The organism is Rhodoferax sp. GW821-FHT02C08 (assembly GCF_059421805.1).
In genome coordinates this window covers 115,067-138,797 of the sequence record NZ_JBWKVR010000007.1, presented here as the reverse complement: position 1 = coordinate 138,797, position 23,731 = coordinate 115,067, and the positions used below count along the sequence as shown (strand labels likewise).

At 62.7% G+C, this 23,731-nt stretch carries 24 protein-coding genes and 1 pseudogene; 15 read left to right on the top strand and 10 right to left on the bottom strand.

The window, feature by feature from the left end; all coding sequences use genetic code 11:
- Window positions 1-44 precede the first annotated feature (44 nt).
- Window positions 45-977, bottom strand: a complete 933-nt coding sequence (locus AC07VY_RS11175; RefSeq protein WP_495097448.1) for a choline sulfate utilization transcriptional regulator — start codon at window positions 975-977, stop codon at window positions 45-47.
- 104 nt (window positions 978-1,081) lie between these two features.
- Between AC07VY_RS11175 and betC the strand changes: the two genes are divergently transcribed.
- Both betC and choX read left to right on the top strand, forming a co-directional pair.
- Window positions 1,082-2,668, top strand: a complete 1,587-nt coding sequence (gene betC, locus AC07VY_RS11170; RefSeq protein ID WP_495097449.1) for a choline-sulfatase — start codon at window positions 1,082-1,084, stop codon at window positions 2,666-2,668.
- 48 nt (window positions 2,669-2,716) lie between these two features.
- Window positions 2,717-3,634 carry a choline ABC transporter substrate-binding protein gene (gene choX / locus AC07VY_RS11165; protein ID WP_495097544.1) on the top strand — a complete coding sequence of 306 codons (918 nt, stop codon included), beginning with the start codon at window positions 2,717-2,719 and terminating at the stop codon, window positions 3,632-3,634.
- Window positions 3,635-3,819: 185 nt separating this feature from the next.
- Here the strand turns inward: choX and hemP are convergent, their stop codons facing one another.
- The 5 genes from hemP to AC07VY_RS11140 form a co-directional block, all read right to left on the bottom strand.
- Complete coding sequence (hemP, locus tag AC07VY_RS11160; protein WP_495097450.1) at window positions 3,820-4,044, bottom strand: hemin uptake protein HemP; 225 nt, start codon at window positions 4,042-4,044, stop codon at window positions 3,820-3,822.
- 91 nt (window positions 4,045-4,135) lie between these two features.
- Window positions 4,136-4,549 carry an ExbD/TolR family protein gene (locus tag AC07VY_RS11155; RefSeq protein ID WP_495097451.1) on the bottom strand — a complete coding sequence of 138 codons (414 nt, stop codon included), beginning with the start codon at window positions 4,547-4,549 and terminating at the stop codon, window positions 4,136-4,138.
- Window positions 4,550-4,551: 2 nt separating this feature from the next.
- The gene (locus AC07VY_RS11150) at window positions 4,552-5,268 is read right to left on the bottom strand and encodes a MotA/TolQ/ExbB proton channel family protein (RefSeq protein WP_495075317.1); all 717 of its coding nucleotides are present in this window, start codon (window positions 5,266-5,268) and stop codon (window positions 4,552-4,554) included.
- Between the two features lie 24 nt (window positions 5,269-5,292).
- Window positions 5,293-5,985 carry an energy transducer TonB gene (locus tag AC07VY_RS11145; RefSeq protein ID WP_495097452.1) on the bottom strand — a complete coding sequence of 231 codons (693 nt, stop codon included), beginning with the start codon at window positions 5,983-5,985 and terminating at the stop codon, window positions 5,293-5,295.
- 116 nt (window positions 5,986-6,101) lie between these two features.
- Window positions 6,102-6,347: a (2Fe-2S)-binding protein gene (locus AC07VY_RS11140; RefSeq protein ID WP_495075319.1), complete on the bottom strand. Its 246-nt coding sequence runs from the start codon at window positions 6,345-6,347 to the stop codon at window positions 6,102-6,104.
- A gap of 296 nt (window positions 6,348-6,643) precedes the next feature.
- On the opposite strand from AC07VY_RS11140, the gene AC07VY_RS11135 reads away from it, so the two are divergent.
- The 5 genes from AC07VY_RS11135 (at window position 6,644) to AC07VY_RS11115 (ending at window position 10,596) form a co-directional block, all read left to right on the top strand.
- Window positions 6,644-7,069 carry a nuclear transport factor 2-like protein gene (locus tag AC07VY_RS11135; protein WP_495097453.1) on the top strand — a complete coding sequence of 142 codons (426 nt, stop codon included), beginning with the start codon at window positions 6,644-6,646 and terminating at the stop codon, window positions 7,067-7,069.
- Window positions 7,070-7,085: 16 nt separating this feature from the next.
- Window positions 7,086-7,988 carry a polysaccharide deacetylase family protein gene (locus AC07VY_RS11130; RefSeq protein ID WP_495097454.1) on the top strand — a complete coding sequence of 301 codons (903 nt, stop codon included), beginning with the start codon at window positions 7,086-7,088 and terminating at the stop codon, window positions 7,986-7,988.
- Window positions 7,985-9,580 (top strand): gamma-glutamyltransferase, encoded by a 1,596-nt coding sequence (ggt, locus tag AC07VY_RS11125; RefSeq protein ID WP_495097455.1) that lies wholly within the window; start codon window positions 7,985-7,987, stop codon window positions 9,578-9,580. Before AC07VY_RS11130 ends, ggt begins: the two co-directional genes overlap by 4 nt.
- Before the next feature lie 132 nt (window positions 9,581-9,712).
- Window positions 9,713-9,994: an antibiotic biosynthesis monooxygenase gene (locus tag AC07VY_RS11120; protein ID WP_490592385.1), complete on the top strand. Its 282-nt coding sequence runs from the start codon at window positions 9,713-9,715 to the stop codon at window positions 9,992-9,994.
- Between the two features lie 131 nt (window positions 9,995-10,125).
- The gene (locus AC07VY_RS11115) at window positions 10,126-10,596 is read left to right on the top strand and encodes a hypothetical protein (RefSeq protein ID WP_495097456.1); all 471 of its coding nucleotides are present in this window, start codon (window positions 10,126-10,128) and stop codon (window positions 10,594-10,596) included.
- A 17-nt stretch (window positions 10,597-10,613) separates the two neighbouring features.
- On the opposite strand, the gene AC07VY_RS11110 is transcribed toward AC07VY_RS11115, so the two are convergent.
- Together AC07VY_RS11110 and AC07VY_RS11105 are read right to left on the bottom strand one after the other, a co-directional pair.
- Window positions 10,614-11,861 (bottom strand): M20/M25/M40 family metallo-hydrolase, encoded by a 1,248-nt coding sequence (locus tag AC07VY_RS11110; RefSeq protein ID WP_495097457.1) that lies wholly within the window; start codon window positions 11,859-11,861, stop codon window positions 10,614-10,616.
- Window positions 11,862-11,874: 13 nt separating this feature from the next.
- Complete coding sequence (locus AC07VY_RS11105) at window positions 11,875-14,820, bottom strand: FAD-dependent oxidoreductase (protein WP_495097458.1); 2,946 nt, start codon at window positions 14,818-14,820, stop codon at window positions 11,875-11,877.
- Between the two features lie 100 nt (window positions 14,821-14,920).
- Between AC07VY_RS11105 and AC07VY_RS11100 the strand changes: the two genes are divergently transcribed.
- The 7 genes from AC07VY_RS11100 to AC07VY_RS11070 all read left to right on the top strand — a co-directional run bounded on the left by AC07VY_RS11100 (window position 14,921) and on the right by AC07VY_RS11070 (window position 21,282).
- Window positions 14,921-15,817 (top strand): dihydrodipicolinate synthase family protein, encoded by an 897-nt coding sequence (locus tag AC07VY_RS11100; RefSeq protein WP_495075327.1) that lies wholly within the window; start codon window positions 14,921-14,923, stop codon window positions 15,815-15,817.
- Between the two features lie 63 nt (window positions 15,818-15,880).
- Window positions 15,881-16,714, top strand: a complete 834-nt coding sequence (locus AC07VY_RS11095; protein ID WP_495097459.1) for an ABC transporter substrate-binding protein — start codon at window positions 15,881-15,883, stop codon at window positions 16,712-16,714.
- A gap of 27 nt (window positions 16,715-16,741) precedes the next feature.
- On the top strand, window positions 16,742-17,461 hold the full coding sequence (locus tag AC07VY_RS11090; protein ID WP_495097460.1) for an amino acid ABC transporter permease: 720 nt from the start codon (window positions 16,742-16,744) through the stop codon (window positions 17,459-17,461).
- A gap of 12 nt (window positions 17,462-17,473) precedes the next feature.
- Window positions 17,474-18,931: a dihydropyrimidinase gene (hydA, locus tag AC07VY_RS11085; RefSeq protein WP_495097461.1), complete on the top strand. Its 1,458-nt coding sequence runs from the start codon at window positions 17,474-17,476 to the stop codon at window positions 18,929-18,931.
- Between the two features lie 70 nt (window positions 18,932-19,001).
- Window positions 19,002-19,688 (top strand): GntR family transcriptional regulator, encoded by a 687-nt coding sequence (locus tag AC07VY_RS11080; RefSeq protein WP_495097462.1) that lies wholly within the window; start codon window positions 19,002-19,004, stop codon window positions 19,686-19,688.
- A 223-nt stretch (window positions 19,689-19,911) separates the two neighbouring features.
- Complete coding sequence (locus AC07VY_RS11075; RefSeq protein ID WP_495097463.1) at window positions 19,912-20,490, top strand: GNAT family N-acetyltransferase; 579 nt, start codon at window positions 19,912-19,914, stop codon at window positions 20,488-20,490.
- Between the two features lie 201 nt (window positions 20,491-20,691).
- Complete coding sequence (locus AC07VY_RS11070) at window positions 20,692-21,282, top strand: hypothetical protein (RefSeq protein ID WP_495097464.1); 591 nt, start codon at window positions 20,692-20,694, stop codon at window positions 21,280-21,282.
- A gap of 223 nt (window positions 21,283-21,505) precedes the next feature.
- Here the strand turns inward: AC07VY_RS11070 and AC07VY_RS11065 are convergent, their stop codons facing one another.
- A complete protein-coding gene (locus AC07VY_RS11065) occupies window positions 21,506-21,931 on the bottom strand; it encodes a hypothetical protein (RefSeq protein ID WP_495097465.1) in 426 nt (141 codons plus the stop codon).
- A gap of 243 nt (window positions 21,932-22,174) precedes the next feature.
- Window positions 22,175-22,300 (bottom strand): annotated as a pseudogene (locus AC07VY_RS11060) (TonB-dependent receptor plug domain-containing protein); the annotation flags it as partial.
- Between the two features lie 800 nt (window positions 22,301-23,100).
- Here AC07VY_RS11060 and AC07VY_RS11055 point away from each other — a divergent pair.
- Window positions 23,101-23,715, top strand: coding sequence for a hypothetical protein (locus tag AC07VY_RS11055; protein ID WP_495097466.1), 615 nt, complete (start codon window positions 23,101-23,103; stop codon window positions 23,713-23,715).
- The last annotated feature ends 16 nt before the right edge of the window (window positions 23,716-23,731 follow it).

Genomic DNA, 23,731 nt, shown 5'->3' with positions numbered 1-23,731 from the left:
TTAAGAGCTGGTAGCGCAGGTAATACATGCGCTACCAGCTCTTTTTATTTGTAAAACGGGCTGGCCGCCAAGGCTTGTTCGCATTCGCCCACGATCCATTGTCGGAAGCGCTGCAAGGTTTGCGCGGAGCGGGGCGCCTGGGGTTCCACCAGAAAATACCCGTTGCCGGTACGGCTGGGCGGCTGGCAGGCTGGCACCAGCTGGCCGCTGCGCACAAGGTCGTCCACCAGCGGCACCCAGCCCAGCGCCACGCCTTGGCCGGCGGTGGCGGCCTGGATGACCAGCGGGTAGTTGTTCAGCGTCAGGTCACGGTTTTCACCTGTGCTGGCCAGGCTATGCAGGGCCAGCCAGCTGTCCCAGCCTAGCCAGCGCTGGGGTTCGGTGCTTTCCAGGTGCAGCAAGGGCAGGTGGACCAGTTCCGCCGCGCTGCCTTGCAGCCCATATTGCGCCAGAAAGCGCGGGCTGCAGACGGGCAACACAATCTCTGGAAACAGACGCTGTGCCGTGCAGCCCGGCCACTGGCCGGCACCGAAGGCGATGGCAATGTCCACCGGCTCGCCCCGGATGTCGAAGGCGTTTTGGGTGGTGACGATGCGCACGTCCAGATTCGGCACCAGGGCCTGCAGCGCAGCCAGCCGGGGCATCAGCCAGTAGGTGGCAAATCCAAAATCCGTAGCTACCGTCAATACCTGGCGGCTGCGCCGTGCGCGGATCTTGGCCGCTGCGTCGCCTATGCCGGCCAGGCTTTCGCGCACCGCGCTGAATAGCTGGGCACCGTCGGCTGTCAGTGACACGCCACGGTGCTCGCGTTTGAACAACGGCACGCCCAAGTCCTCCTCCAGCAGGCCGATGCGCTGGCTAACTGCGGGCTGGCTGGTACCCAGCTCTTGGGCTGCGGCGGTAAAGCTCAGGTGGCGCACCGCGGCCTCAAAGTAGACCAGGCTGTGCAGCGGCGGCAGGCGTTTCGGGTTTGACATAGCTGTGGCTTATGTGTGCATAAGAAATCTCAGTCTTCACGCGCAGATTCTGCCTGCATAAACTGGACTTGTTACATAAATCCACATTATGTTGGGATGAGCCAATGGATGCACCCGCGCACAGCCGCAAGCCGAATATTCTGATACTGATGGCCGACCAACTTACGCCGTCGGCCCTGGCCGCCTATGGCAACCAGGTCAGCAAGACCCCGCATATCGACGCGCTGGCCAAGGCCGGTGTGGTGTTCGACGCGGCCTATACCAATAGCCCGCTGTGCGCGCCGTCGCGCTATGTGTTCATGGCCGGCAAGCTGCCCTCGGCCATCGGCGCCTACGACAACTCGGCCGAGCTGCCGTCCGAGGTGCTGACCTTTGGCCACCACCTGCGGCATGCGGGCTACCGCACCATTCTGTCGGGCAAGATGCATTTCTGCGGAGCCGACCAGCTGCACGGCTTTGAGGAGCGCCTGACCACCGACATCTACCCGGCCGACTTCGGCTGGACCCCCGACTGGGACCAGCCCGAGGTCCGACCCACCTGGTACCACAACATGGGCTCGGTGCTGGATGCCGGCACCTGCATCCGCAGCAACCAGCTGGACTTCGACGAAGAGGTGGTGTTTCTGGCGCAGCAGAAGCTGTTCGACATCGTGCGCGACGACGATGCCCGGCCGTTTTGCATGCTGGTGTCGATGACGCACCCGCACGACCCCTACGCCATTCCTAAAGCCTATTGGGACCTGTACCGCGACGAAGATATTGACATGCCGCGCGTGGGGCCTGACGAGGTGCCGCTGGACCCGCACAGCGAGCGCCTGCGCCATGTAAGCGACATGGATAGCACGCCCATCTCTGACCAGCAGACGCGCAATGCGCGCCACGCCTATTACGGCGCGGTGTCGTACGTGGACGAGCAGGTCGGCAAGATTTTGCGCACGCTGGAGCAGACCGGCCAGGCCGACAACACCATCATCCTGCTGTTGTCCGACCATGGCGATATGCTGGGCGAGCGCGGGCTTTGGTACAAGATGAACTTCTTTGAAAACGCCTGCCGCGTGCCGCTGATCGTGCACGCGCCCGCGCGCTTTGCGCCGCACCGGGTGGCGGCGTCGGTGTCGCTGGTGGACATACTGCCGACTCTGGTGGATCTGGCCTGTGCTGGCGAGACCCCAGCCTACCCGGAGGCCATCGACGGGCGCAGCCTGTGGCCGCATCTGCTGGGCCAGGAGGGGCATGACGAGGTGGTGGGCGAATACCTGGGCGAGGGGGCGGTGGCGCCCCTGGTGATGCTGCGCCGGGGCCGTTACAAGTTTGTGTATTCACCCGCTGACCCGGACCAGCTGTACGACCTGGTGGCCGACCCGGACGAGCGGCGCAACCTGGCGACCGACCCCACGCAGGCGGCCCGCCTACAGGCCTTGCGCAGCGAGGTGGTCGCACGCTGGGACATGCCAGGCCTGCGTGCCGCCGTGGTGGCCAGCCAACGCCGGCGCCGCTTCCACTTCGCGGCCCAGAGCCAGGGCGCGCGCCAGGCCTGGGACCACCAGCCCTACCAGGCTGCCAGCCAACGCTATATGCGCAACCACATTGACCTGGACACGCTGGAAGCACGGGCCCGCTATCCAGTTGTGAAGCCGGTGGTGAAACCCATTGTTAAACCCGATGCCGCTGGCATCCAACTTGTAAGCTAGGAGTGCACCATGGGACGTGAACGTGTTTTGCTGGCGGCAGCCAGTGTGATGGCCGGGGCTTTGCTGGTGGGCCACAGTGCCAGAGCAGCCGAGCCCGAGGCTTGCAAGCAGGTACGCATGGCCGACCCTGGCTGGACGGACATCACCGCCACCAACGCCGTGGCGGGCATCTTGCTCAACGCCCTGGGCTATGAGCAGAGGGTGGCATCGCTATCGGTGCCCATCACCTATGTGGGTGTGAAGAAGGAGCAGATCGACGTCTTCCTCGGCAACTGGATGCCGGCGCAAAAAGGGCTGGTCGAGCCCATCTTGAAAGAGGGTGCGATGGAGGTGCTGCATGCCAACTTGCCCGGCGCCAAGTTCACGCTGGCCGTGCCCGGCTATGTGGCGGATGGCGGTGTGAAAAGCTTTGCCGATCTGGCGAAATACGCCGACAAGTTCGACCGCAAGATTTACGGCATAGAGTCGGGCTCTCCGGCCAACCAGAACATCAAGAAGATGATCGAGGCCAAGAGCTATGGCCTGGACGGCTGGACCCTGGTGGAATCGAGTGAGCAAAGCATGCTCAGTCAGGTGGCGCGCAAGGAAAAGGGCAAGGACTGGATCGTCTTCCTGGCCTGGGAGCCGCACCAGATGAACACCAAGTTCCAGATCAGCTACCTGGACGGCGACAAGGACTACTTTGGCCCCAACTACGGCAGCGCCACGGTCAACACCGTGTCGCGCAAAGGCTATGCAAGCCAGTGCCCGAATGTGGCGCGCTTGTTCAGCCAGCTGGAGTTCACGGTGGACCTGGAGAACAAAGCCATCACCGATGTGCTGGACCAAAAGATCGATGCCAAGGCGGCCGGTATGCGCCAACTCAAAGCCAACCCCAAGATGCTGGAGGCCTGGCTCTCCGGGGTGAAGACCTATGGCGGCGATGATGGCCTGGCGGCGGTCAAGAAGGTGCTGGCTCAGAACTGAGTGTTGGGCTAAGTGCTGTGGCCGTGTGGGAAAAAAAGCATGGCTAGTCGAAAAGTGGCCGGGGCCGCTCTCCGTTGGCTAGCAAAAACGACCCTTGCAGACTTCGTGCTGAAGCCCTGGGAGTCGCCCCACGATGAAACAAATGCTGCCTCTGCGGGCGCAGGGGCAACGGTGAAATGGCGGGCTTACTTGGTCAGTATCAGCTTGCCTTGCTTGGTGTTGTGCAGGCGGTAGACCGCGCCGTTGTGCATGATCTCCACCGCCTTGTGGCCGCGCAGCAGGTCACGGCTTTCCAGGGCCAGGGTCTTGGTGGCAGCAACCCCGTCCACCAACATGCCTTGGAACGCGCCATTGGCGTTCTCTCCCGATGCGGGATTGAACTGGGGGCGGGCGGCTAGGTTGGCGTACATAGGATGCTCCTGAAAGAAGGGTGCTGAACTTGCGATTGGTTAATGATAACCATTCTCAATTAATCCGCAAGTCCCTGTAAAGACTTATTTATCAAGGGGCCTTGGGTTCGGTGATGAAGCCGATCTTCTTGATGCCGCTCTGCTGGGCCGCCGCCATGGCCTGGGCCACGCGTTCGTAGCGCACGTTCTTGTCGCCACGTATATGCAGCTCGGGCTGCGGGTCCTTGGCGGCCTCGGCCTGCAGCATGGGCACCAGATCGGTCTCGGCGACCTTGTTTTCATTCCAGTAGTAGTCGCCCTGCGCATCCACGCTCAGGCGGATGGTGGCTGGCTTGGCGTCTTCTACCTGGTTGGTCGCGCGTGGCAGATCCACATTGACCGAATGCTTCATTACCGGAATGGTGATGATGAAGATGATCAACAGCACCAACATCACGTCCACCAGGGGCGTCATGTTGATCTCGTTCATCACCTCATCGGGTTCGTCCTGGGTACCGAAGGCCATGCTCAGTTCCCTTTCTTCATGGGCACGACATTGGCTGCGTTGCCGCTGGCCACACGGGCGCCGGTGACGAAGAAGGCGTGCAGGTCGTGGGCAAAGCTGTTCAGCTTGATCAGGATGGACTTGTTGCCGCGCACCAGGGCGTTGTAGCCCAGCACCGCCGGGATGGCCACGGCCAGACCCAGCGCAGTCATGATCAGCGCTTCACCAATGGGGCCGGCCACCTTGTCGATGGTCGATTGGCCGGACATGCCGATGCTCAGCAGTGCGTGGTAAATGCCCCAGACTGTGCCGAACAGACCAATGAATGGCGCGGTGGAGCCGACGGATGCCAGGATGGCCAGGCCGGCTTGCAGCTTGGCGGTGAACTCATCGATGTTGTTGCGCAGGCAGCGCGTGACCCAGTCGCTCACATCCAGGCTGTCATGCAGATGGGCCTTGGTGTTGCGGTGGTGGGCGGTGGCTTCACGGCCTTCCAGGGCGATTTGTAGAAAGGGGTTGCTCTGGTCATCGCCCAGCTTCTTCAGGCCGGTGGCGAAGTCTTCGCTGTGCCAGAAGTCAGCGGCGCCGCCAGCCAGCTTCTTGAACTTGAAAATGTCCAGGGCCTTGACCAGGATGACGATCCACGAGGTCAGCGACATGGCCAACAAGATGATGGCCACGGTCTTGGTGACAAAGTCGCCCTGGGTCCAGACGTTGGCGATGCCGAATTGCGATTCCATTCAATACTCCAGATAAGAAAAAAACTATTCGAGAACCCAGTTCACGGGCGCGTTGTAGGCCATGGCTGTGGGCACACCGTTGCGCTTGCCCGGCACGTAGCGCCAGGACATCACGGCGGTGTAGGCCGCCTGGTCCAGACGGTCGTACCCGCTGGACTTCAACAAGGTCGCGCTGGTCGGCAAGCCGTCTGCACCGATCATCACGGTGTAGATGGACGTGCCTTGTTCCCCCAGCCGCTTGCTGATGACGGGATAGCGCGGCTTGGGGTTGTTCAGATAGTTGGCATCGCTGGACGGCAGCTCCACCTTGGGCGGGGCCGGTGGCGCAGCAGGCGGGGCGGGCGGGGCCACGGCAACCGGCGCTGCGATCGGCGGCGCAGGCGGCTGGGGCGTGGTCACGCCAGTGGGGGCATTCGGCGCAGGTGTGGGGTCGGCAATCGCCAGGGGCTGCGGCGCGGGCGGCAGCACCGGGGCCTTGGTTTTGACTACAGGTTGCTTGACCGGCGTGGGCGGTACCGGTGGTGCGGGCTTGGGCTGGGGCGGCTCGATGAATTCGCTGAGCATTTCCACCGGCACGATGACGTCAACGGCCTTGCGGACCAGGCCGCTTTGCAAGGCCCACAGGGCCACCACGTGGAAAGCCACCACGCTGCTCACGATGACGGCATTGCGGCTAAGGCGCGGGGCGGCGGAAGGCAGGGAGGCAGTGCTTTGCATACGGGGGATAGCGCCTGAGAGAGCCTAGGGGGCCAAAGAACGGAAGCGGCGCTGCACGCCGGGGCGGCCCACCAGTTATTTATGAAAGATCCACCAGGCCGAGCCCAGTACCAGGATCAGGCTGCCGCCAAGCGTGCCGAGGAGTTCCATGCCTTGCTCTCCAAAATGGATGTGGCGAGCTGGATGGCTGCGACGGGTTGCGAGGCGCTGCACTGCGCCACGATGTCCCGGGCACAACCTTCGCATTGGCCGCACTGGGTGGCGACACCCAGTTCCAGCTGGATATCGCTAAAGCACATGCCTGCACGCACATGGCGGGCAATATCGCGGTCAGATACTCGTTGGCATACACAGACGATCATGGCGGCAAGCAAATTGGCTGGCGGTGAAAGATGTGTAAGTATAAACACGAATTACTATCATTTGCAACCCATTGATTTTGGCAATCGTTTGGCGAGGGGTGTTTGTGTTCGGTTTATAGGCGGGCCAGGGGGCGGACGGGCGATCCGGCTTCGTATTCTGGTTGCTATTATTTTAATAGCTTCAGGTGTACGTAAATACTGCGATGGGGCCTGAAAGACTTGTAGGTTGTGTGCTTGGTTTTAAGTGGCACCAGGGTGGATGCGGCACACTGGCATACCCATTGCTTTTTTGAACCATGCCTATCGACATCCCCCCGGCTGCACTGCAGGCCAAAGAACTGGTGGAAAGCTTTCTGCGGACCATCATGGTGCCCGACCCCGAGGGCGCGCGCGCCTTCATTGCGCCCGAGCTGCGCATCCGCTTCACCGGCGGCCGTGCCATGCGCGACCCGGCCGAATGCAGCGCCTTCAACGCCAGCCGTTATGCCTGGGTGAAAAAGAAGTTCGAGCAGACCGACGTGGTGGCCGGCGCCACCGAGGCCGAGGCCATCGTCTACAACATCGGCACCCTGTACGGCGCCTGGCCCGACGGCACGGCTTTCGAGGGCAACCGCTATGTAGACCGCTACGTGGTGCGCCACGGCCTGATCGTGCAGATGGACGTGTGGAACGACAGCGCCGAATGGCTGCTGGTGCGCGCCGGCCTGTGCGAGCCGTTATGAGTGTTGGAATGTTGGTATGAGCACATTCGCCCCTCCCATCCCCGGCAACGGCCGCTTTGCCTACAGCCCCATCATCCGCCGTGCCCGCTACAGCTGGCCGAATGGCGCCAAGCTGGCGGTGTACCTGGGTTTCAACATCGAACACTTTGCGTTTGGCGAAGGCCTGGGCGCCTGCATAGGCCCCAAAACCGCGCAGCCCGATGTGCTGAACTACAGCTGGCGCGAGTATGGGAACCGCGTCGGCGCCTGGCGCTGCCTGGAGCTGTTCGACCAGCTGCAGCTGCCCACCGGCGCACTCATTAACACCGCGCTGTACGAGCATTGCCCCGAGCTGGTCCAGGCCTTTGCGACGCGTGGCGACGAGCTGATCGGCCACGGCTACAGCAATGCCTTCAACCAGGCCAATCTCAGCGAAGAAGACGAGCGCGCACTGCTGGCCGACTGCCGCACGCGCATCGCCCAGCACAGCGGCACGGCGCCCAGCGGCTGGCTGTCGCCGTGGATCGCCGAAAGCCGCAGCACGCCCGACCTGCTGGCCGAGACCGGCTACACCTACACGCTGAATTGGTGCCATGACGACCAGCCCACCGCTCTGGCCACGCGTAGCGGCCGGCGCCTGTGGTCCATACCCTACCCGCAGGAGCTGAACGACATCCCCATGGTCATAGGCCGGCTGATGGACGGCAAGGCCTTTGCCGACATGGTGGTGGACAACTTCGACGAGATGCTGCAGCAGGCGGCCCAGCAGCCGCTGGTGATGGGCATCGCGCTGCACCCCTACATCGTGGGCCAGCCCTACCGCCTGCGGCATCTGCGCCGTGCGCTGGAGCACATCGCCCGCGCGCGGGATGCGGGCCAGGTCTGGGTCACCACGCCCGGCCAGATTTGCCAGCACGCCGAGCAGGTGCACGCAGCATGAGCGCCACCCTCAACGCCACATCCACCCAGGGCATGGTCACCAGCCCGCACGCCCTGGCCTCGCAAGCTGGGCTGGACGTGCTGGCCGCCGACGGCAACGCCATCGAGGCCGCCATCACCATCGCCACCAGCCTGGGCGTGGTCTACCCACATTTTTGCGGCTTGGGCGGCGACGCCTTCATGCTGATCGCCGACAAGGCGGGCCAGGTGCAAACCCTGTCCGGCATAGGCCAGGCGCCGCAGCTGCTACCCAGTTACAGCGGCGCAATTCCTGTGCGCGGCCCGCAGTCCATGCTGACCACCGCCGCTACGGTGGACCTGCTGGGCCAGGCCTTTGAGATCAGCCGCCAAGCCTGGGGCGGGTCGCTGGGCTGGCAGCGCCTGCTGGCGCCGGCCATAGCCCAGGCGCGCGATGGATTCCCCATCTCCGAGTCCGAGCGCTTCTGGTTGCAGATGCGCCTGCCCGAGATGGCGGTGCTGCCCGGCGTGGCCGCCCAGTTCTTGTACCAGGGGGCCGTGCCCGCCGCAGGCTTTCTGCGCCAGCAGCCGGCGCTGGCGGCCACGCTGGAAACCCTGGCGGCCCGCGGCCCGCGCGACTTTTATGAAGGCCAACTGGCCGCGCGTATCGCCCAGGGCCTGGCCCAGGCTGGCAGCCCGCTGACGGCTGCCGACCTGGCCCGCACCCGGGCGAGGGTGGAGGCACCGCTGTCTGTGCCGTATCGGGGCGGCACGCTGCTGGCCCACCGGCCGCCCACCCAGGGCATCACCACGCTGGAGACCATGGGCATCCTGGATAGGTTTGACCTGGCCCAGATTCCCGAGGGCAGCGCCGACTACTACCACCTGCTGGTCGAGGCCATCAAGCAGGCCTTCATCGACCGCAACCGCCATGTGGCCGACCCCGAGCATGCCGATGTGCCCATCGAGCGCCTGCTGTCCCCGGCCCACCTGGACCAGCGCGCCAGCGCCATCCGCATGGACCAGGCGCTGCCCTGGCCGCAGCCTTTCCAGGCTGGCGACACCGTTTACATCGGCGCCGTAGACCGCTGGGGCCAGGCCGTGTCCATGCTGGCCACCACCTACTTCGACTGGGGCAGCGGTGTGCTGGTGGGCGATACCGGCATGCTTTGGCACAACCGTGGCGCGGCCTTTTCGCTGGACCCGCAGCACCCGAATGTGCTGGCGCCGGGCAAGCGCCCGTTCCACACCCTCAACCCCGGCATGTACCTACAAAACGGCAAGCCCCACATCCTGTATGGCACGCAGGGCGCCGACGGCCAGCCGCAAACCCTGGCTGCCGTGCTCACCCGCATGATCGATTACGGCATGGACCCGCTCAGCGCCCTGGCCCGGCCGCGCTTTCTGCTGGGCAAAACCTTCTCCGACGCGCGTGACTCGTTGAAGCTGGAAGAGGACGTGCCGCCCGCGGTGTTCGCCGAATTGGCCCGGCGTGGCCACGCCCTGAGCCCGGTGGCGCGCCAAAGCCCGCTGATGGGACACCCTGGCGCCATCCGCATCGACCCCGCCAGCGGCCAGATGCGCGGTGCGCACGACCCACGCAGCGACGGGCTGGCTTTGGGTTTGCCAGGTTGATGCTATTTAATTTGTAGCTTCCAGCGCAGGTGCTATCTGCGCTGGCAGCCAAAAAAGCTTGAAAGTCGGTATGACCGGGGGCGGCAAGGCGCACAATCCCGCCAAGCTTTGCCACACCCACCGCAGGACCGCATGCAACACGTACTCATCATCCACGAGGTCCAGGACTACGCCGCCTGGAAGAAGGTTTTCGACGCCGCCGCCGGCATCCGCTTTGAGGCCGGTGAGCGCAGCTACCAGGTGCTGCGCTATGACACCGACGCGAACAAGATCGTGCACTTCTCCGCCTGGACCTCGCTGGCCCAGGCCCGCGCCTTTTTTGAGTCGCCCCGGCTGGTGCAGATACGCATGGATGCCGGAGTAAAGGCGCCAGAATTCATCTACCTGGAACAGCTGGAAGCGGGTACGCTTTAGCCCCCTGGTGTGTTGGCCGGTGCCAAATCCGTCACTCGGTAGCGTATTTAAGGCCCCCTACGCTGGTTGGTGTAAGCCTCGTCGGGGCTTAGGCGTTAGCCTGTCAGGTACAACAAGAAACAAGGAGCGATATGGACACCAGCCTCTGCCCCGCCAAGACTGACAAGGGCAACCTGGTCATTAAGGACCGGTCCACCAAGATGAAGATTGCGCAGCGCTCGGCGCTGATCCTGTGCGACGGTAAGAAAAGCATCGCCAAGATACTGGCGCAGATCGGCGGCATGGGCCTGTCGGCCGATGACTTCCAGCAGCTGCACGATCTGGAGCTGATCGAATTCGTGGCCGCAGCGCCCACGGAAAAGCGCCCAGCCTCGGGCGCCGGCGCCAAGCTACAGGACCTGGGCTCGGCCGAGCGCTACATGCTGGCCTACCAGACGGCGGTGCAGCTCACCAGCGGCCTGGGCCTGAAGGGCTTCATGCTGAACCTGGCGGTGGAGCGGGCCGGGGATCTGGACGCCTTGAAAAGCCTTGCGCCCAAAATCCAGAAGGCCGTGGGCGACGAGGCCTTTCAACCCCTGCGCTATATTTTTGATAACAGCTGACGCAGGCAGTATCTGCGCTAGGCCGTTAAAAGCCTGAGCAAGGTATTGGCTACCACCACGGTGGCTTTGCGCAGCTCGTCCAGCGGCACGCGTTCGTCTGCGCGGTGGCCGTTGGCCTCCAGCAAGGTCTGCGGGCCGGCCCCGTACATCACGGTGGGAATGCCGGCTTCGCTGTACAGGCGCGCATCGGTATAGAGCGGCACGCCAATTGGCGTTACCGGTTTGCCCATGACCAGGCTGGCCTCCTCGCACAACAGCTCGGCCAGCGCCTGGGCGCCGGGTGCTGGTGCGAACGGCCGGGCCAGCAGGATTTGCCGTATCTCTACCGAAATGCCGGGCAGGGCGCGGCAGGCGTCTTCGATCACGCTGCGCAGCTCGGCCTCTACCGCCTCGGGCACTTCTTCGGGCACGATGCGCCGGTCTATGCGCAGGCTCAGCGTGTCGGCCACCACATTGGTGTTGATGCCACCGTGGATCAGCCCCACCACCAGGGTCGGGTGGGTAATGCCGGGTGTTTGCGACGGGCGCAGTGCCAGCGCATCGCGGTGGCGGTACAGGGCGGGCAACAGGGTGGCCGCGGCTTCGATGGCATCAACGCCGGTGTCGGGGCGCGCAGCGTGGGCCGACTTGCCGCGCAGTGTCACCTCCAGGTGCAGGCAGCCGTTGTGGGCCACGATCACATGGTGCGAAAAGGCGGCTGACAGCACGTAGTCGGGTTTGCTCAGGCCCTGGGACAAGATCCAGCCTGGCCCGGTCATACCGCCGGTTTCTTCGTCATAGGTCAGGTGCAGCTCCACTGTGCCGGCCAGTGGCGTGCCCTGGGCCTGCAGCTGCTTGAGTGCACGCAGTGCGAAGGCATATGTGGTGAAGTCGGACTTGGAAACGGCTGCGCCGCGCCCGTACAGCCAGCCGTCGCGCACCTCACCGCCGTACGGGTCGGTGCTCCAGCCGCCGCCGGGCGGCACCACGTCGCCGTGCGCGTTCAGCGCCACCGTGGGGCCATCGCCAAAGCGGTGCCGCACGATCACATTGCTCACGCTTTGCATGCCTTGTGCGGCGGCAAAGTCGGGCGGTACCGGGTGTATTTCAACCTCGAAGTCCATGGCCGCGAGCAGGCGGGCGGTCAGCTCGGCGTGCGGTGCGCAGTTGCCTGGCGGGTTGTCGGACGGGCATTGCACCAGCTGCGTGAGCGTGCGCACCTGCTCGTCGAAATGGGCGTCGATGTATTGGCGCAGCGTGTCGCGTGCGGAAGATGTCTGGGGCATAGGTTCAAAAGGTTCAAAGGAAGCGGTTGATGTGGAAGGGAGACATGTCGATAGAGGTACGTCCATGCACCACCAGGTCGGTGGTGAGCTTGGCGACGATGGGAGCCAGGGTGTAGCCGTTCGAGCTGACGGCGTTGTAGAAGCCAGGCACACCGGGCACGTCGCCAATGATGGGTGCGCCGTCGATGTTGACGTTCATGCCGGCCCAACAGCGCAGCATGTGCAAACCGCTGACGGCCGGCAGCACCTTGCGTGCGACCCACAGGCTGCCCTCGATGCTGGCGCGTTCTGCGCGGTTCAGCCGCATGCCTTCGTGGAAGGCCGCCGTCCAGCCACCGCCGATGATGAGGCCGCCGCTGGCAGCCTGCTTCAAGCTGAGGTGCCGGTCGGCGTGGGCGATCAAATGGTCTACCAGCGGGGGCGCGGGTTCGGTGACGATCATCTGCAGGGGCGCGCCTTTGACGGGAATTTTCACGCCCAGCATGTCGCCTATGGTGCTGGACCAGGCGCCGCTGGCGTTGATGATGCGCCCGGCGTGGATGCTGCCGCGCGAGGTCTGCACCACAAAGCCGGCCCCATCGCCGGGTTTGCGCTCAATCGCTTGCACATCGCAGCCGCGCAGCATGCGTGCGCCAAGCTGTTGTGCCCGGCTGGATACCGCGTAGGTGGCGCGCAGCGGGTTGATCTTCCCCTCCATGGGACACAGCTCGGCGCCCAGCAGGTCCTCCGAGAGTGCGGGGGACAGGCGGCGCAGCTCGGTGCCATCAATCACCTGGGCGTCTATGCCGTAGCTGCGCTCCAGCGCGGCCTTGGCCTCGATGAAGCGCATGCCGGCGGCACTGTCGGCCACCATCAGGCCGCCGGTGATCTTGATCTCCAGGTCTTCGGCGCAGTCGGCTTCAATCTCTTGCCACAGGCGTACCGACATCGGCCCCAGCGGCAGCGTTGCCGCGGCCGGGCCGCCACCTTCCTGGGCCTTGGCGCCGAAGTCAAAGGACAGCAGTTGCACGTGCAGGCTGCCCGCATTGGCGCCCGAGGCTTGCAGATTGGTGTCGTCGCGGTCCACCACGGTGACGTTCTGCCCGGCTTGGGCCAGGTAGTAAGCCAGGCAGGAGCCCAACACGCCGGCACCGATGACCAGCACATCCGTGCGCACAGGCGCGAATGGCGTGTGCTCCACTGGGCGGGCCAGATTCGGCGTGATGGCGTGCTTGTGGCCACCCCATTCGGGCTTCTCGAAGCCCAGTGCGCCCGCGGGCACCGGTTTGGCCGGGGGGCGAGGTGCAAAGTACTGTTCGACCTCTGGCGGGCGCCCTGTCATTTCGCCCACCAGCTTGGCGGCGGTGACTGCGCAATAACGCCCCTGGCAGCGGCCCATGCCCAGGCGGGTGTTGCGCTTCAGCGCCGCCAGCGTGTCGCGCCCGGCGCGGATTTGCGCGCGCACCGATCCAAAGCTGATCTCCTCACAGCGGCACAGCAAGGTGCTGTCCGGCAGGTCTTGCAAGCGTATGGGCGGTGCCTGGTAGAGCGACCACAGCGCCTGCTGGAAGCATTCCGCCTGCTGCAGTTGGCGCTGCGTACCGGCGGGCTCGGTGGCGTGTAAACCCAGCTTGCGTGCCGCGGCCAGCCCGGCCAGCGTGCCGCGTGCCTGGGCCACGCGCGCGCCGCCCATGTCGGCGCCGTCACCCACCACGTATACGCCGGGCAGGCTGGTGGCGCCGTCCGCCTCGGTCACGGTGGCCAGATAGCCCAGATGGCGGTCGGCCACGCGGTGCGTACAGCCCAGCATGCGGGCCAGTTCCGTGGAGGGAATGAAGCCGTAACCCAGGCACAAGGTGTCCACCTCGTAGCGCAGTGCTTTTGAAATCGTGGCCTGGCCTTGTGCATCCAGCGCAGCAGCCTGCACGGCCTGCAACTGGCCCATACCCTCTGCGGCGACGACGGAGTGGCCCCATAGCAGCGGTACCTTGTGGGCACGCAATTGACGCAAATAGCGCCAGCCGTCGCGCAGCAGGTCGGGTGCGGTGCATGCTGCCGCCAGCATCTGCCGCCACTGGCGCGGCGTGGGGCGTGGCGCCGATTCCAGCACCGAGACGACATGGGCACCACCGGCCAGCAGCTCGGCGGCCAGCTGCAAATTCAGCGGGCCGTTGCCGGCAACAAGCACGCGCTGGCCCGGCGCCACGCGGTAGGCGCGCGCCAAGGTCTGGGCGGCGCCCGTGGTCATTACGCCCGGTAGCGTCCAGCCGGGGAAGGGCATGGGGCGTTCGTAGGCGCCGGGTGCAATCACCAACTGTTTGCAATGGATCACCGTGGCCTGCCCATGGATCAGGGCGCCCACTTCCTGGGGTGAAAAAGCCGCCCAGACCTGGGCGCTCTGCAGCACGGTGACGCCGGCATCCCGCACCGCCTGTTCCAGCGCCAGGCCTTTGGCAAATTGGCCATCCAACGGCGTGCTGGTTTGCTGCGACGGGGCCAGTGGCTTGTAGAACTGGCCGCCGGACTGCAGGCGCTCGTCCAGCACCAGTACTTCGGCGCCGGCCTGGCGTGCGGCCAGCGCGGCCGACAGGCCGGCCGGCCCGGCACCCACCACCAGCAGGTCTACGTGCCGGGTCGCGGGCTCGCTGCCGGCTTCTGGAGTGAGCGGGCGCAGCGGGTCTTCCGGGGTGCCGGCGGGCATGGACGAGCGAATTTTCTGGCCATCGGCCACTTTGACCAGACAGGCGCGCTGGCTGGCCTGGCCATCTACCGTGACTAGGCAGTCGAAGCAGGCGCCCATGCCGCAGTACATGCCCCGGCGTTCGCCCTCACGGGTGTGGCGCATCTGCCGAATGTTGTTGGCGGCCAGGGCGGCGGCAATGGTTTCGCCCTCCAGGCCCTGGAGGCTCTGGCCGTCGTACCAGAAATGGATGGGGCGCCCGCTGGTGGTGACGGCGGGATGGGTCAGTCGGGTGCTCATGGAATGTGCGGTGCAAAAAATTGCGTTGACGTGTTTGAATGTATACGTATACTACACGTATACAAATACATCGTCATCCCATTTTTCACCAGGACCGGCAATGACAGCATTCCGTGGCACCTATACGGTGCTTATTACCCCCTTGACTGCGGACGGCAAGCACGTCGATGTGCCCGCGTTGAAGAAGTTGGTCAATTGGCAGATTGAGCAGGGCATTCACGGCCTGATCCCTCTGGGCAGCACCGGCGAATTCCTGTCCTTGAACCCCGATGAACGCCAGTTGGTCATCGAGACCTGCGTCAGTACCGCAGCAAAACGCGTGCCCGTGTTGATCGGCACTGGTGCGGAGTGGACCGACGAGTGCGTGCGCTTGAGCCGCGAGGCCGAGAGCATGGGCGCCGACGGCGTGATGATCATTCCGCCGTTCTACAGCAGCCCCACCGATGACGAGCTGTTCGCGCACTACCGCAAGGTGGGCGAGTCGATCGGCATTCCCATCATGCTGTACAACAACCCCGCCACCGCCAATGTGGACCTCAAGCCCGAGCTGGTTGCGCGGCTGTCCCGCATAGACAACTGCCGGTACATCAAGGAGTCCACGCTGGAGGTCACCCGCGTGCGCGACATCATTGAGTTGTGCGGCGACCGCATGACGGTGTTTGCCGGCATCCTGGGTTACGAGTCTTTCTGGCTCGGTGCCCAGGGCTGGGTGGCCGTGTGCTCCAACCTGATCCCCAAGATGTCGGCCCGCCTGTTCGAGCTGGTGGCTGATGAGCGCGACATGCCCGCCGCACTGGCGCTCTACAAACAAATGCTGCCTATCGTGCGCTGGGTGGGCGGCCACCGCTATGTGGCTGCGTCCAAGGATGGCCTTTCGATGATGGGTCTGCCGGTTGGCAAGCCGCGCGCCCCCCGCCTGCCGCTGCCCGAGGCCGATGCCGTGGACTTGCGCCAGGCGCTGGACCGCCTGGGCCTGATCGATTCGATACGCGCCTGAGTACCGCTACTACTTTCCCCGCTTTCTGTTTGCTGCCTCCACCTACCTTTGAAGGAAATCACCATGAAACTGCTTCCCGCTCTTGGCGCCGCGACGGCTCTTTTCATCTTCGGCTTGGGCACTGCGAGCGCGCAGGCTTGCAAATCCCCGGTGCCGGATTCGGCCCTGGTCAAAAAGGGCACGCTGACCATGTCGGTCAACCCAACCCTGCCGCCCATGCAGTTTGTCGACCAAACGGGTGCACTCAAAGGCATGCGCGTTGAGCTGGGCGAAGCTATCGCCAAGCGCCTGTGCCTCACGCCTGAATACGTGCGCATTGAGTTTTCGGCCATGATCCCGGGCCTGCAGGCCGGCCGCTGGGATGTGATCAACACCGGCATCTTCTACACGGAAGAGCGGGCCAAGATGATGCAGATGCTGCAGTATGAAAACCAGGCCATCAGCATCAGCACCCCCAAGGGCAACCCGCTCAAAATCGCCAAACCGGACGACCTGGCGGGCAAAAGCATAGGCGTAGAAATCGGCGGCTTTGAAGAACGCAAGGCGCGTGAGCTGGACAAGCAGCTGACCGACAAAGGCATGAAGGGCATGACCATCCGCACCTTCGAGAACTTCGCCATGGCCTTCCAGGCCTTGCGTGCGGGCCAGGTCGAAGTGGCGCTGTCCATCGACTCCACTGCCACCGAATACCAAAAGCGTGGCGACTTCGACCGTGTACTGAGTGGCCTGTTCCCCACCCCGGTGGCGATCGCATCGCGCAACAAGGAATTGGCCGACGCCATGGCCAAAGTGCTGAACGACATGAAGGCCGATGGCAGCTTCCAGAAGCTGTTTGACCAATACGGCGTGAAGCCGATTGACGGCGCCGTGACCGTCAAGGGCCCGGCCGCCGGCTGAGCACACTGAACGTACAAAGGACAGTCCATGGGTCAAGGCTGGAACTGGTCGGGGTTTGCCGACTATCTGTTCAACCCCTACATATTGAGCGGTGCGCTTACCACGCTGTGGCTCACACTGGCGGCCATTGCCGGGGGCATGGTTGTGGGGGGCGCGCTGGCTTTGGCCCGGCTGTCCGGCAGGGCGTGGCTTGCCATTCCGGCCCACTTCTATATCTGGGTGTTCCGGGGCACGCCCTTGCTGGTGCAGCTGATCATCATCTTTACCGGCCTGCCGCAACTGGGGCTGAAGCTGTCGGTAATCGAATCGGCGCTGCTGGGCCTGATCCTGAACGAGGCCGCCTATCTGGCCGAGATCGTGCGCGGCGGCATCCAGTCGGTGCCGGCCGGGCAGACCGCTGCTGCCAAGGCCATGGGCTTCAGCAATGCGCAGACCATGCGCTATATCGTGGTGCCGCAGGCCATGCGGCTCATTATCCCCACGCTGGGCAACAGCATCAACGGTTTGCTGAAGACCACCTCGGTCACGTCCGTGATCTCGATGGAAGAACTGCTGCGCCGCACCCAGGTGCTGATCCAGGAAAAATTCATGGTGCTCGAGCTGTTTGCCGTGGCCGCTATTTACTACCTGCTAATGACCACTGTGTGGGACTTGATACAGCGCCGCATCGAGCAGCACTATGGCCGCGCCTACGGCCATGGCAGTGCACCGACCAAAGTTGCAGACCCCGCCCTCGAACAACGCTAACGAAAGCACACCATGGCTAGTACCTACGACCTGATTCTTCGCAACGCCGACATCGCCACGGTGGGTGACCGCTATGTTGCTGACATCGGCGTGCGCGGCGGGCGCATCTGCGCCATCGCCCAGGGCCTGGAAGGCACGGCCGACCGTGAGATTGATGCGGCCGGCCGCCTGGTCACCCCCGGCGGTGTGGACGGCCACTGCCATTTCGACCAGCCTACCAGCGATGGCTCGCGCTTTGCAGACGACTTTTTCACCGGCACCCGCTCGGCGGCCTGCGGCGGCACCACCACCGTGCTGCCCTTTGCCGCCCAGCAAAAAGGCCACAGCATCCAGGACGCGGTGGACGACTACCACCGCCGCGCGGACAGCAAGGCGGTGATCGACTATGCCTTCCACCTTATCGTGGCCGACGCCACCAAGGACGTGACCCAGCGCGAGCTGCCCGCGTTGATCGAGAAGGGCTACACCTCGTTCAAGATCTACATGACCTACGATGACCTCAAGCTGAACGACAGGCAGATCATCGAGGTGCTGGCCGTGGCCCGCCGCCATGGCGCCATGACCATGATCCACGCCGAGAACAGTGACTGCATCGCCTGGCTGACCGAGCAGCTGCTGGAGGCCGGCCTCACCGCCCCGCGCTACCACAGCAGCTCGCGCCCCATGGCGGTGGAGCGCGAGGCCACGCACCGGGCCATCGCGCTGGCCGAGCTGATCGACACGCCCATCCTGATCGTCCACGTGTCGGGCCGCGAAGCGGTAGAGCAGATCCACTGGGCGCGCGGCCGTGGCCTGCCCATCCATGCCGAAACCTGCCCACAGTATTTGTTCCTGAGTGCGGACGATCTGGGCATCAACCCGGACGACCCCATGCACGGCGCACGCTGCATCTGCAGCCCACCACCGCGCGACAAGGCCAACCAGCAGTTCATCTGGAACGGCCTGGCCAGCGGCATCTTCACCATCTTTTCCTCCGACCACGCGCCTTTCAATATGCAAGGGCCGGACGGCAAGCGCGTGGCCGGTGAAGACGCCTCGTTCGACCGCATCCCCAACGGCATTCCCGGTGTAGAAACCCGCTTGCCCCTGCTGATGAGCGAGGGCGTGCTGGCCGGCCGCATCGACATCCATCGCTTCGTTGAACTCACTTCCACCAACCCCGCACGCCTGTATGGCCTGTACCCCAAGAAGGGCACGATTGCGGTCGGCAGTGACGCAGACTTCGTGGTCTGGGACGTCTTCGCCCCAGGGCAAGAGAAGACCATCAGCAACGACATGCTGCACCACGCCGCCGACTACACGCCGTATGAGGGCATGCGCCTGCGCGCCTGGCCCGGCATCACCGTGTCGCGTGGCCGCGTGGTCTGGAAAGACGGCGTGTTCAGCGCCGAGGCCGGCTCAGGCCAGTTCCAGCCCTGCTTGCGGCCGCGTGCGCCCAATGACAGCAATCCATTGACCAAGTGGTTGTAATCTCGCCGGGGGGGCGGCTTGCAGGTCTGATACGCTTGCTGCTGTCTCCACGCAAACACCTTCGCCCCGCATGCCAAGCCTTCCTAGCCCGGCGCAACCCGCCACCATCACGATTGCACCGCTTGAAGTGCGCTCGGCCAGCTTGGCTGAACAGGCCTACGACCGCCTGCGTACCATGATCCTCGACCGCCAGATCCCCGCCGGCAGTCCGCTGCAAGAAGCCCATCTGGCCGAGGTGCTGGGCATCTCCCGCACCCCCATGCGCGAGGCCCTGGTGCGGCTGGCGGGCGAGGGCCTGCTGGTGCGGCGCGATGCCCGCTCGTACGCCGTGCGGGCACTGGGCACCAAGGAATACTTCGACTGCATGCGCGCCCGCGAAGTCATAGAGTGCGAGGCCATCAGCATGGCCGTCAGCAAGATCACCGATGCGCAGATCGATGCTCTGCAGGCCGATATCGAGACCCTCAACGCCGGTGAGCACAGCGAAGTCGAGCACTGGCATTTCGATGACCGCTTCCATGTGCTGATCGCCACGGCCAGCGGCAACGTGGTGTTCCCCCGGCTGGTGGAAGAGTTGCGCGTGAACGCCCGCCTGTTCCGCCTGCACAGCCCGCTGCACCGCCAGCGCGAAAACCACGACGAGCACGGCGAAATCGTCAAGGCCCTGCGCGACCGCGACGCCCAGCGCGCCAGCGCCTTGATGCGCGAGCATTTGCGCAACCTGCAGGAAGACGTGAAGCGGGCGCTTACCGATTGAGGTGTGGGCTATCGGGCTGCAGTCGGTGCTATTTAATATGTAGCTGTTTGCGCACGTGGATATTGCGCTGGAGGCCTGAAGCGCATGAGGTATTCGATGCCGTAGGTGTTGTGATATTTTTAGTGGATACGCGAATGTGGTTCGTCGATGGCGGGCATCGACTACAACCAAGCATGCCCGACTGCTTTCCAGTCGATGCACAAATACCCAATCTACTGAAGATATGCCACTTGCGACACCCAGTTCAAACGTAAGGCTTGTTTGGCCAGAACCTACCTATCTTCCCGGCTATGTCGCGGCATTGGAGAAGGGGTGGTCGCCCAACAATCTCCGGCCAGAGTTTGCGCAAGAAGAACTCTTGTTGATACAAGCTGACTCCGCTCGTTTTCTCGACAGTCTCGTCGACCGGGAAGCTAGAGGTGATCCTGTAAAGCTTCCAGATGGAACGACGGTACCTCGTCTGCCCGGGTATAGACGTTGGTTGTGGGATGGCGAGTTTTGCGGCAGCATAGGCCTGCGGTGGTCTTCAGGAAGCAATACATTGCCCGACTATTGCCTTGGCCATATTGGATACAGCGTTGTGCCGTGGAAAAGTGGACGGGGCTACGCAAAAGAGGCGCTCCGCTTACTGTTGCTCGATACGCTCGCCGAGGGGCTGAGTTATGTCGAAATCACCACTAGCCCTGAAAACTTGGCGTCACAGCGGGTGATTCGGGCCAATGGCGGTGTTCTGGTAGAAGCGTTTGTCAAATCACCATGCCTTGGCGGCACACCGGAACTCCGATTCCGCATCGATGTTTGAGACCTGCTGTCGCAAATGTTGTGCGAAGAACCGAGCAAGCGACAAACATTGAACCGATGCGTACGCAAGGTGGTGACAAAGGCAGAATGCTGCCAGGAGCGGCCTTTAGCCGCCATGGGTTTATTTCATTCCTTTTGCTGTGTAACTCAGTGTAGCTGGAGGTGTCGGTCATACTGACACTCCTGCAAAACAAGGGATGCCATGTGGAAGAAATGGGTAGGATGGGCTGCATTGCTGGGTGTATCGCTTGGGGTCTTCGTCGGGCTGGGATTTCACTTTTGCTGGAACAAGTCCGAATGGGCATCGTGGGTTCAAGCCGTTGGCTCGATTGCTGCAATTCTGGCTGCTGCGCGAATTGCCAGTTGGCAGGCCTCTGCAGCTAAACGCGAGTTTGACGCTCGCAGGCAAGATGAGAAGTTGACTAAAGCGTTAACCATCAAATACGTTCTGAGGAGAGCGCGCCTCATTGTCGATAACGCTGAGCGGGTCGCTTTGGGCACCCACCACGCAAAAAACATTGCCGTGGAGCAAGTAGCTTCTATGCAATTGTCCCTTCGAGCAATTCCTGTTTTTGAGATTCCCTCGCCTGAACTGGTCTTTCAGCTTCAAAGAGTTGATCGCGATTTGATGTACGTCACTGCGATCATCGAGCGAACCGCAACCCGCGTGGAGTTTGGCAAACGTCCGCCGACAGCGTTTGTTAAACGTATTAAAGACAGGATCGCCGATGCTGTCGAGGAATGTGATTTGATCATCAAGAGAAATTCCACCCCAGGCCGTGCTTTGCACTAACCCATCCACTGCCGCTAAAGGTTGGATGTATGGCCGCTTTCGGGCGAAACAACCGGCGGCTTCGGGTCCCGAGGCCGAGATACCCGCTGCACCAACTCAGCCCGTCAGCCGTCCCATCGAGAGAGACAACCTGCGGTTGTGAAATAGCAGAGAGTCAAGTTGTCTTGCGTCAAACGCAATCATGCTATTTTTTCAATAGCTGTCTGTGCACATTCCATCGGCGCTAGCGCGGTATTTCAACCTTCATGCCTTCTATGGTGCAGCTCTTCCCCGTGCGCCGGCACTGGTCGTCTTCGCGCCAGTAGCCACCGTGGCTGACGCAGCCAGTTTGGCAGATCACCCAGTCCGCTGCTGCGTGGTGGGCTTCTATATCTTCGGCGGTCGGGGGCTCCAGCTGCACCAGGGTTTCGCGCAGCCAGGCCAGCATGGTGTCGCGCAGGATGACGCGGGCGCGCAGGCGTATGACCTGGGCTTGCAGGGCGTGGATCTGCTGCTGGTAGTCCACCACCAGGCTGCTCACACGGGCCTGGGCGCCGGCCAGCATGCGCACCAGGGCGGCGTGCTCGCAGGCCACGTCGGACGGCGGCGCGGCCACCAGCATCAGCGGCTGGCGTTGCAGTACATGGACGCGGGCTTCCTGGGTCACCATGGTGGTCTCCGTTGTGGGGCGTTGTGGGTCTATGCCATCAAGAGGTGCGGGCAGCCGTCAGTCTGGATGCGGACGCTTCGCAGCAGCACGGCCTGGTTGGCGTAGTGCAGGTTCAGGTCATGCAGTACGGCGACTATGCCCACGCCGCGGCTGTGCGCCCAGTGCGGGCAAGTTGGGCTCGGGCGCACTCGCTGCCGACCACGGCCTGGGCTTCCAGGTACATGCTATGGGTACTCATACTCTGCGCGGTATGCGGATGCCGTCGCTCAGTAGCAGCACGCGGCTGCCGTCCATGCCGCGGATGTTGAAGTCCGCATTGCTGTCGAGCCCGGTGTTGCCCGAGGCCAGAGTGAAGCGGGCCAGCGCGCGCTTGACGGCCGTTGTAACGATGGATTGGGCATGTGCAGACAGCATGGAGCCAAAGCAAAGGCTGATCAGCCAAGCGATCTCGCGCAAGGCGAAAGGAGAGGAGTGCAGACGACGCGCCACAGTAAAACCTGACAACAGTTGAAAAGGGTCAAGGGCTGGCTGGTGGGCGGTGCAAACAGCGTGGAGTGCGCGCTGGACCGGCGGGGGTGGCTAGCTGGGATGTGAAAGCATTATATGAGAATAATTCTCATTTGATGTAATTGTTTTGTGTTGTCTTGCGCTTGTAAACGAACAGTTTGCTATTATTTTTATAGCTTTAGGCGTGGGTACTGCTTGCGTCAGAAGATGATTTAGCTTGGGAATTCGGGGCGACTGCGTCGCCGACTTGTTTGACCCGACCCCGCACGCGCTTGGTGAGCAGGTGGGGAGTACATGTACACGGGGTGCTCGCCTTGCATTGACTTCGGGGTAAATGCTGATGGGGTATACGTGGATATCTGTTTGTGTATCAAATGCCGCTCAATCATTATTAGGTTGATATGGAAAGTTTCCATACCATCCGTTGCCTGCGCCACATTCGCTTACGAAGCGACGAGCAATAAAAATTCTAGGAGACAGGCACAGTGCGAACCTCTGCGGCATATCCGCTCGCTTTCCCTTTGCCTGCGGGCGCCGTGTTTGAACGCGTTGGCGTTTTCCGGGATTCAATCCTGATAAACCGCTGTGCATATGCTTTTTCATGGGCTTGGCAGCCCAGTAGTTCAAAACAACCCATTTAATCCATAAAACAAGTGTAAATAATGAGAATAATAAAAAAATGGGGGGTTGGTCATTTTATTTTCTGTGTGCTTCTCATATTGGGGTTGGGTATATATTTTTTCCTTGAAGAAACTCAGCCCTTGCCCGAAGAAAATTTGGGTGCCCTTGATGCTGGAAGTGTGACTCTGCCTTTAGCAAAACAGGTACCGCAAAATTCCCCATGCATTACGGGAGCAGATGTGACTGCCGGTACTGGATGCCAGCCTGCAGTGGCAGTGCGTGAGCCGTTTCAGAATGAAAAGCCCCCTTCAAATACCGTGGGAATACCCGCGCAATTACGGCTGGCCAGCAAATGCAGAGGGGCAAATGCCGCCGAGATTGAAAAATCTGGTATCGATTGCCGACAAGAAATTCAAGAGGCAGCGAATACCGTCAAGCAGCTTGAGGAGCGTTTTGCCAAGGGAGATGGGCGTTCCGCTAGCGAGCTTGGAAATGAATTGCGGCGAAATATTGCACAAAATGAAGACACGGTAGCGGGTAAAGAATATAAAAATACATTAATTCATGTGGAGGAGGTTCTATATCAGGCAGCAGCTTCGGGCGATAAGGCTGCTGCCATGGCTTATTACTCAAAGGAGCGTGCACCGGTTGAATGATCAATTTTTACAGCAC

Excerpts from the sequence above, each read along its gene's own strand:
- betC (WP_495097449.1), top strand. The coding sequence starts at position 1,082 with ATGGATGCACCCGCGCACAGCCGCAAGCCGAATATTCTGATACTGATG.
- AC07VY_RS11130 (WP_495097454.1), top strand. The coding sequence starts at position 7,086 with ATGAGCACATTCGCCCCTCCCATCCCCGGCAACGGCCGCTTTGCCTAC.
- AC07VY_RS11105 (WP_495097458.1), bottom strand. The coding sequence starts at position 14,820 with ATGAGCACCCGACTGACCCATCCCGCCGTCACCACCAGCGGGCGCCCC.
- AC07VY_RS11110 (WP_495097457.1), bottom strand. The coding sequence starts at position 11,861 with ATGCCCCAGACATCTTCCGCACGCGACACGCTGCGCCAATACATCGAC.
- ggt (WP_495097455.1), top strand. The coding sequence starts at position 7,985 with ATGAGCGCCACCCTCAACGCCACATCCACCCAGGGCATGGTCACCAGC.
- AC07VY_RS11095 (WP_495097459.1), top strand. The coding sequence starts at position 15,881 with ATGAAACTGCTTCCCGCTCTTGGCGCCGCGACGGCTCTTTTCATCTTC.
- AC07VY_RS11155 (WP_495097451.1), bottom strand. The coding sequence starts at position 4,549 with ATGGCCTTCGGTACCCAGGACGAACCCGATGAGGTGATGAACGAGATC.
- AC07VY_RS11145 (WP_495097452.1), bottom strand. The coding sequence starts at position 5,985 with ATGCAAAGCACTGCCTCCCTGCCTTCCGCCGCCCCGCGCCTTAGCCGC.
- choX (WP_495097544.1), top strand. The coding sequence starts at position 2,717 with ATGGCCGGGGCTTTGCTGGTGGGCCACAGTGCCAGAGCAGCCGAGCCC.
- AC07VY_RS11055 (WP_495097466.1), top strand. The coding sequence starts at position 23,101 with ATGAGAATAATAAAAAAATGGGGGGTTGGTCATTTTATTTTCTGTGTG.
- hydA (WP_495097461.1), top strand. The coding sequence starts at position 17,474 with ATGGCTAGTACCTACGACCTGATTCTTCGCAACGCCGACATCGCCACG.
- AC07VY_RS11075 (WP_495097463.1), top strand. The coding sequence starts at position 19,912 with ATGCCACTTGCGACACCCAGTTCAAACGTAAGGCTTGTTTGGCCAGAA.
- AC07VY_RS11150 (WP_495075317.1), bottom strand. The coding sequence starts at position 5,268 with ATGGAATCGCAATTCGGCATCGCCAACGTCTGGACCCAGGGCGACTTT.
- AC07VY_RS11140 (WP_495075319.1), bottom strand. The coding sequence starts at position 6,347 with ATGATCGTCTGTGTATGCCAACGAGTATCTGACCGCGATATTGCCCGC.
- AC07VY_RS11115 (WP_495097456.1), top strand. The coding sequence starts at position 10,126 with ATGGACACCAGCCTCTGCCCCGCCAAGACTGACAAGGGCAACCTGGTC.
- AC07VY_RS11100 (WP_495075327.1), top strand. The coding sequence starts at position 14,921 with ATGACAGCATTCCGTGGCACCTATACGGTGCTTATTACCCCCTTGACT.
- AC07VY_RS11135 (WP_495097453.1), top strand. The coding sequence starts at position 6,644 with ATGCCTATCGACATCCCCCCGGCTGCACTGCAGGCCAAAGAACTGGTG.
- hemP (WP_495097450.1), bottom strand. The coding sequence starts at position 4,044 with ATGTACGCCAACCTAGCCGCCCGCCCCCAGTTCAATCCCGCATCGGGA.
- AC07VY_RS11175 (WP_495097448.1), bottom strand. The coding sequence starts at position 977 with ATGTCAAACCCGAAACGCCTGCCGCCGCTGCACAGCCTGGTCTACTTT.
- AC07VY_RS11090 (WP_495097460.1), top strand. The coding sequence starts at position 16,742 with ATGGGTCAAGGCTGGAACTGGTCGGGGTTTGCCGACTATCTGTTCAAC.
- AC07VY_RS11070 (WP_495097464.1), top strand. The coding sequence starts at position 20,692 with ATGTGGAAGAAATGGGTAGGATGGGCTGCATTGCTGGGTGTATCGCTT.
- AC07VY_RS11120 (WP_490592385.1), top strand. The coding sequence starts at position 9,713 with ATGCAACACGTACTCATCATCCACGAGGTCCAGGACTACGCCGCCTGG.
- AC07VY_RS11065 (WP_495097465.1), bottom strand. The coding sequence starts at position 21,931 with ATGGTGACCCAGGAAGCCCGCGTCCATGTACTGCAACGCCAGCCGCTG.
- AC07VY_RS11080 (WP_495097462.1), top strand. The coding sequence starts at position 19,002 with ATGCCAAGCCTTCCTAGCCCGGCGCAACCCGCCACCATCACGATTGCA.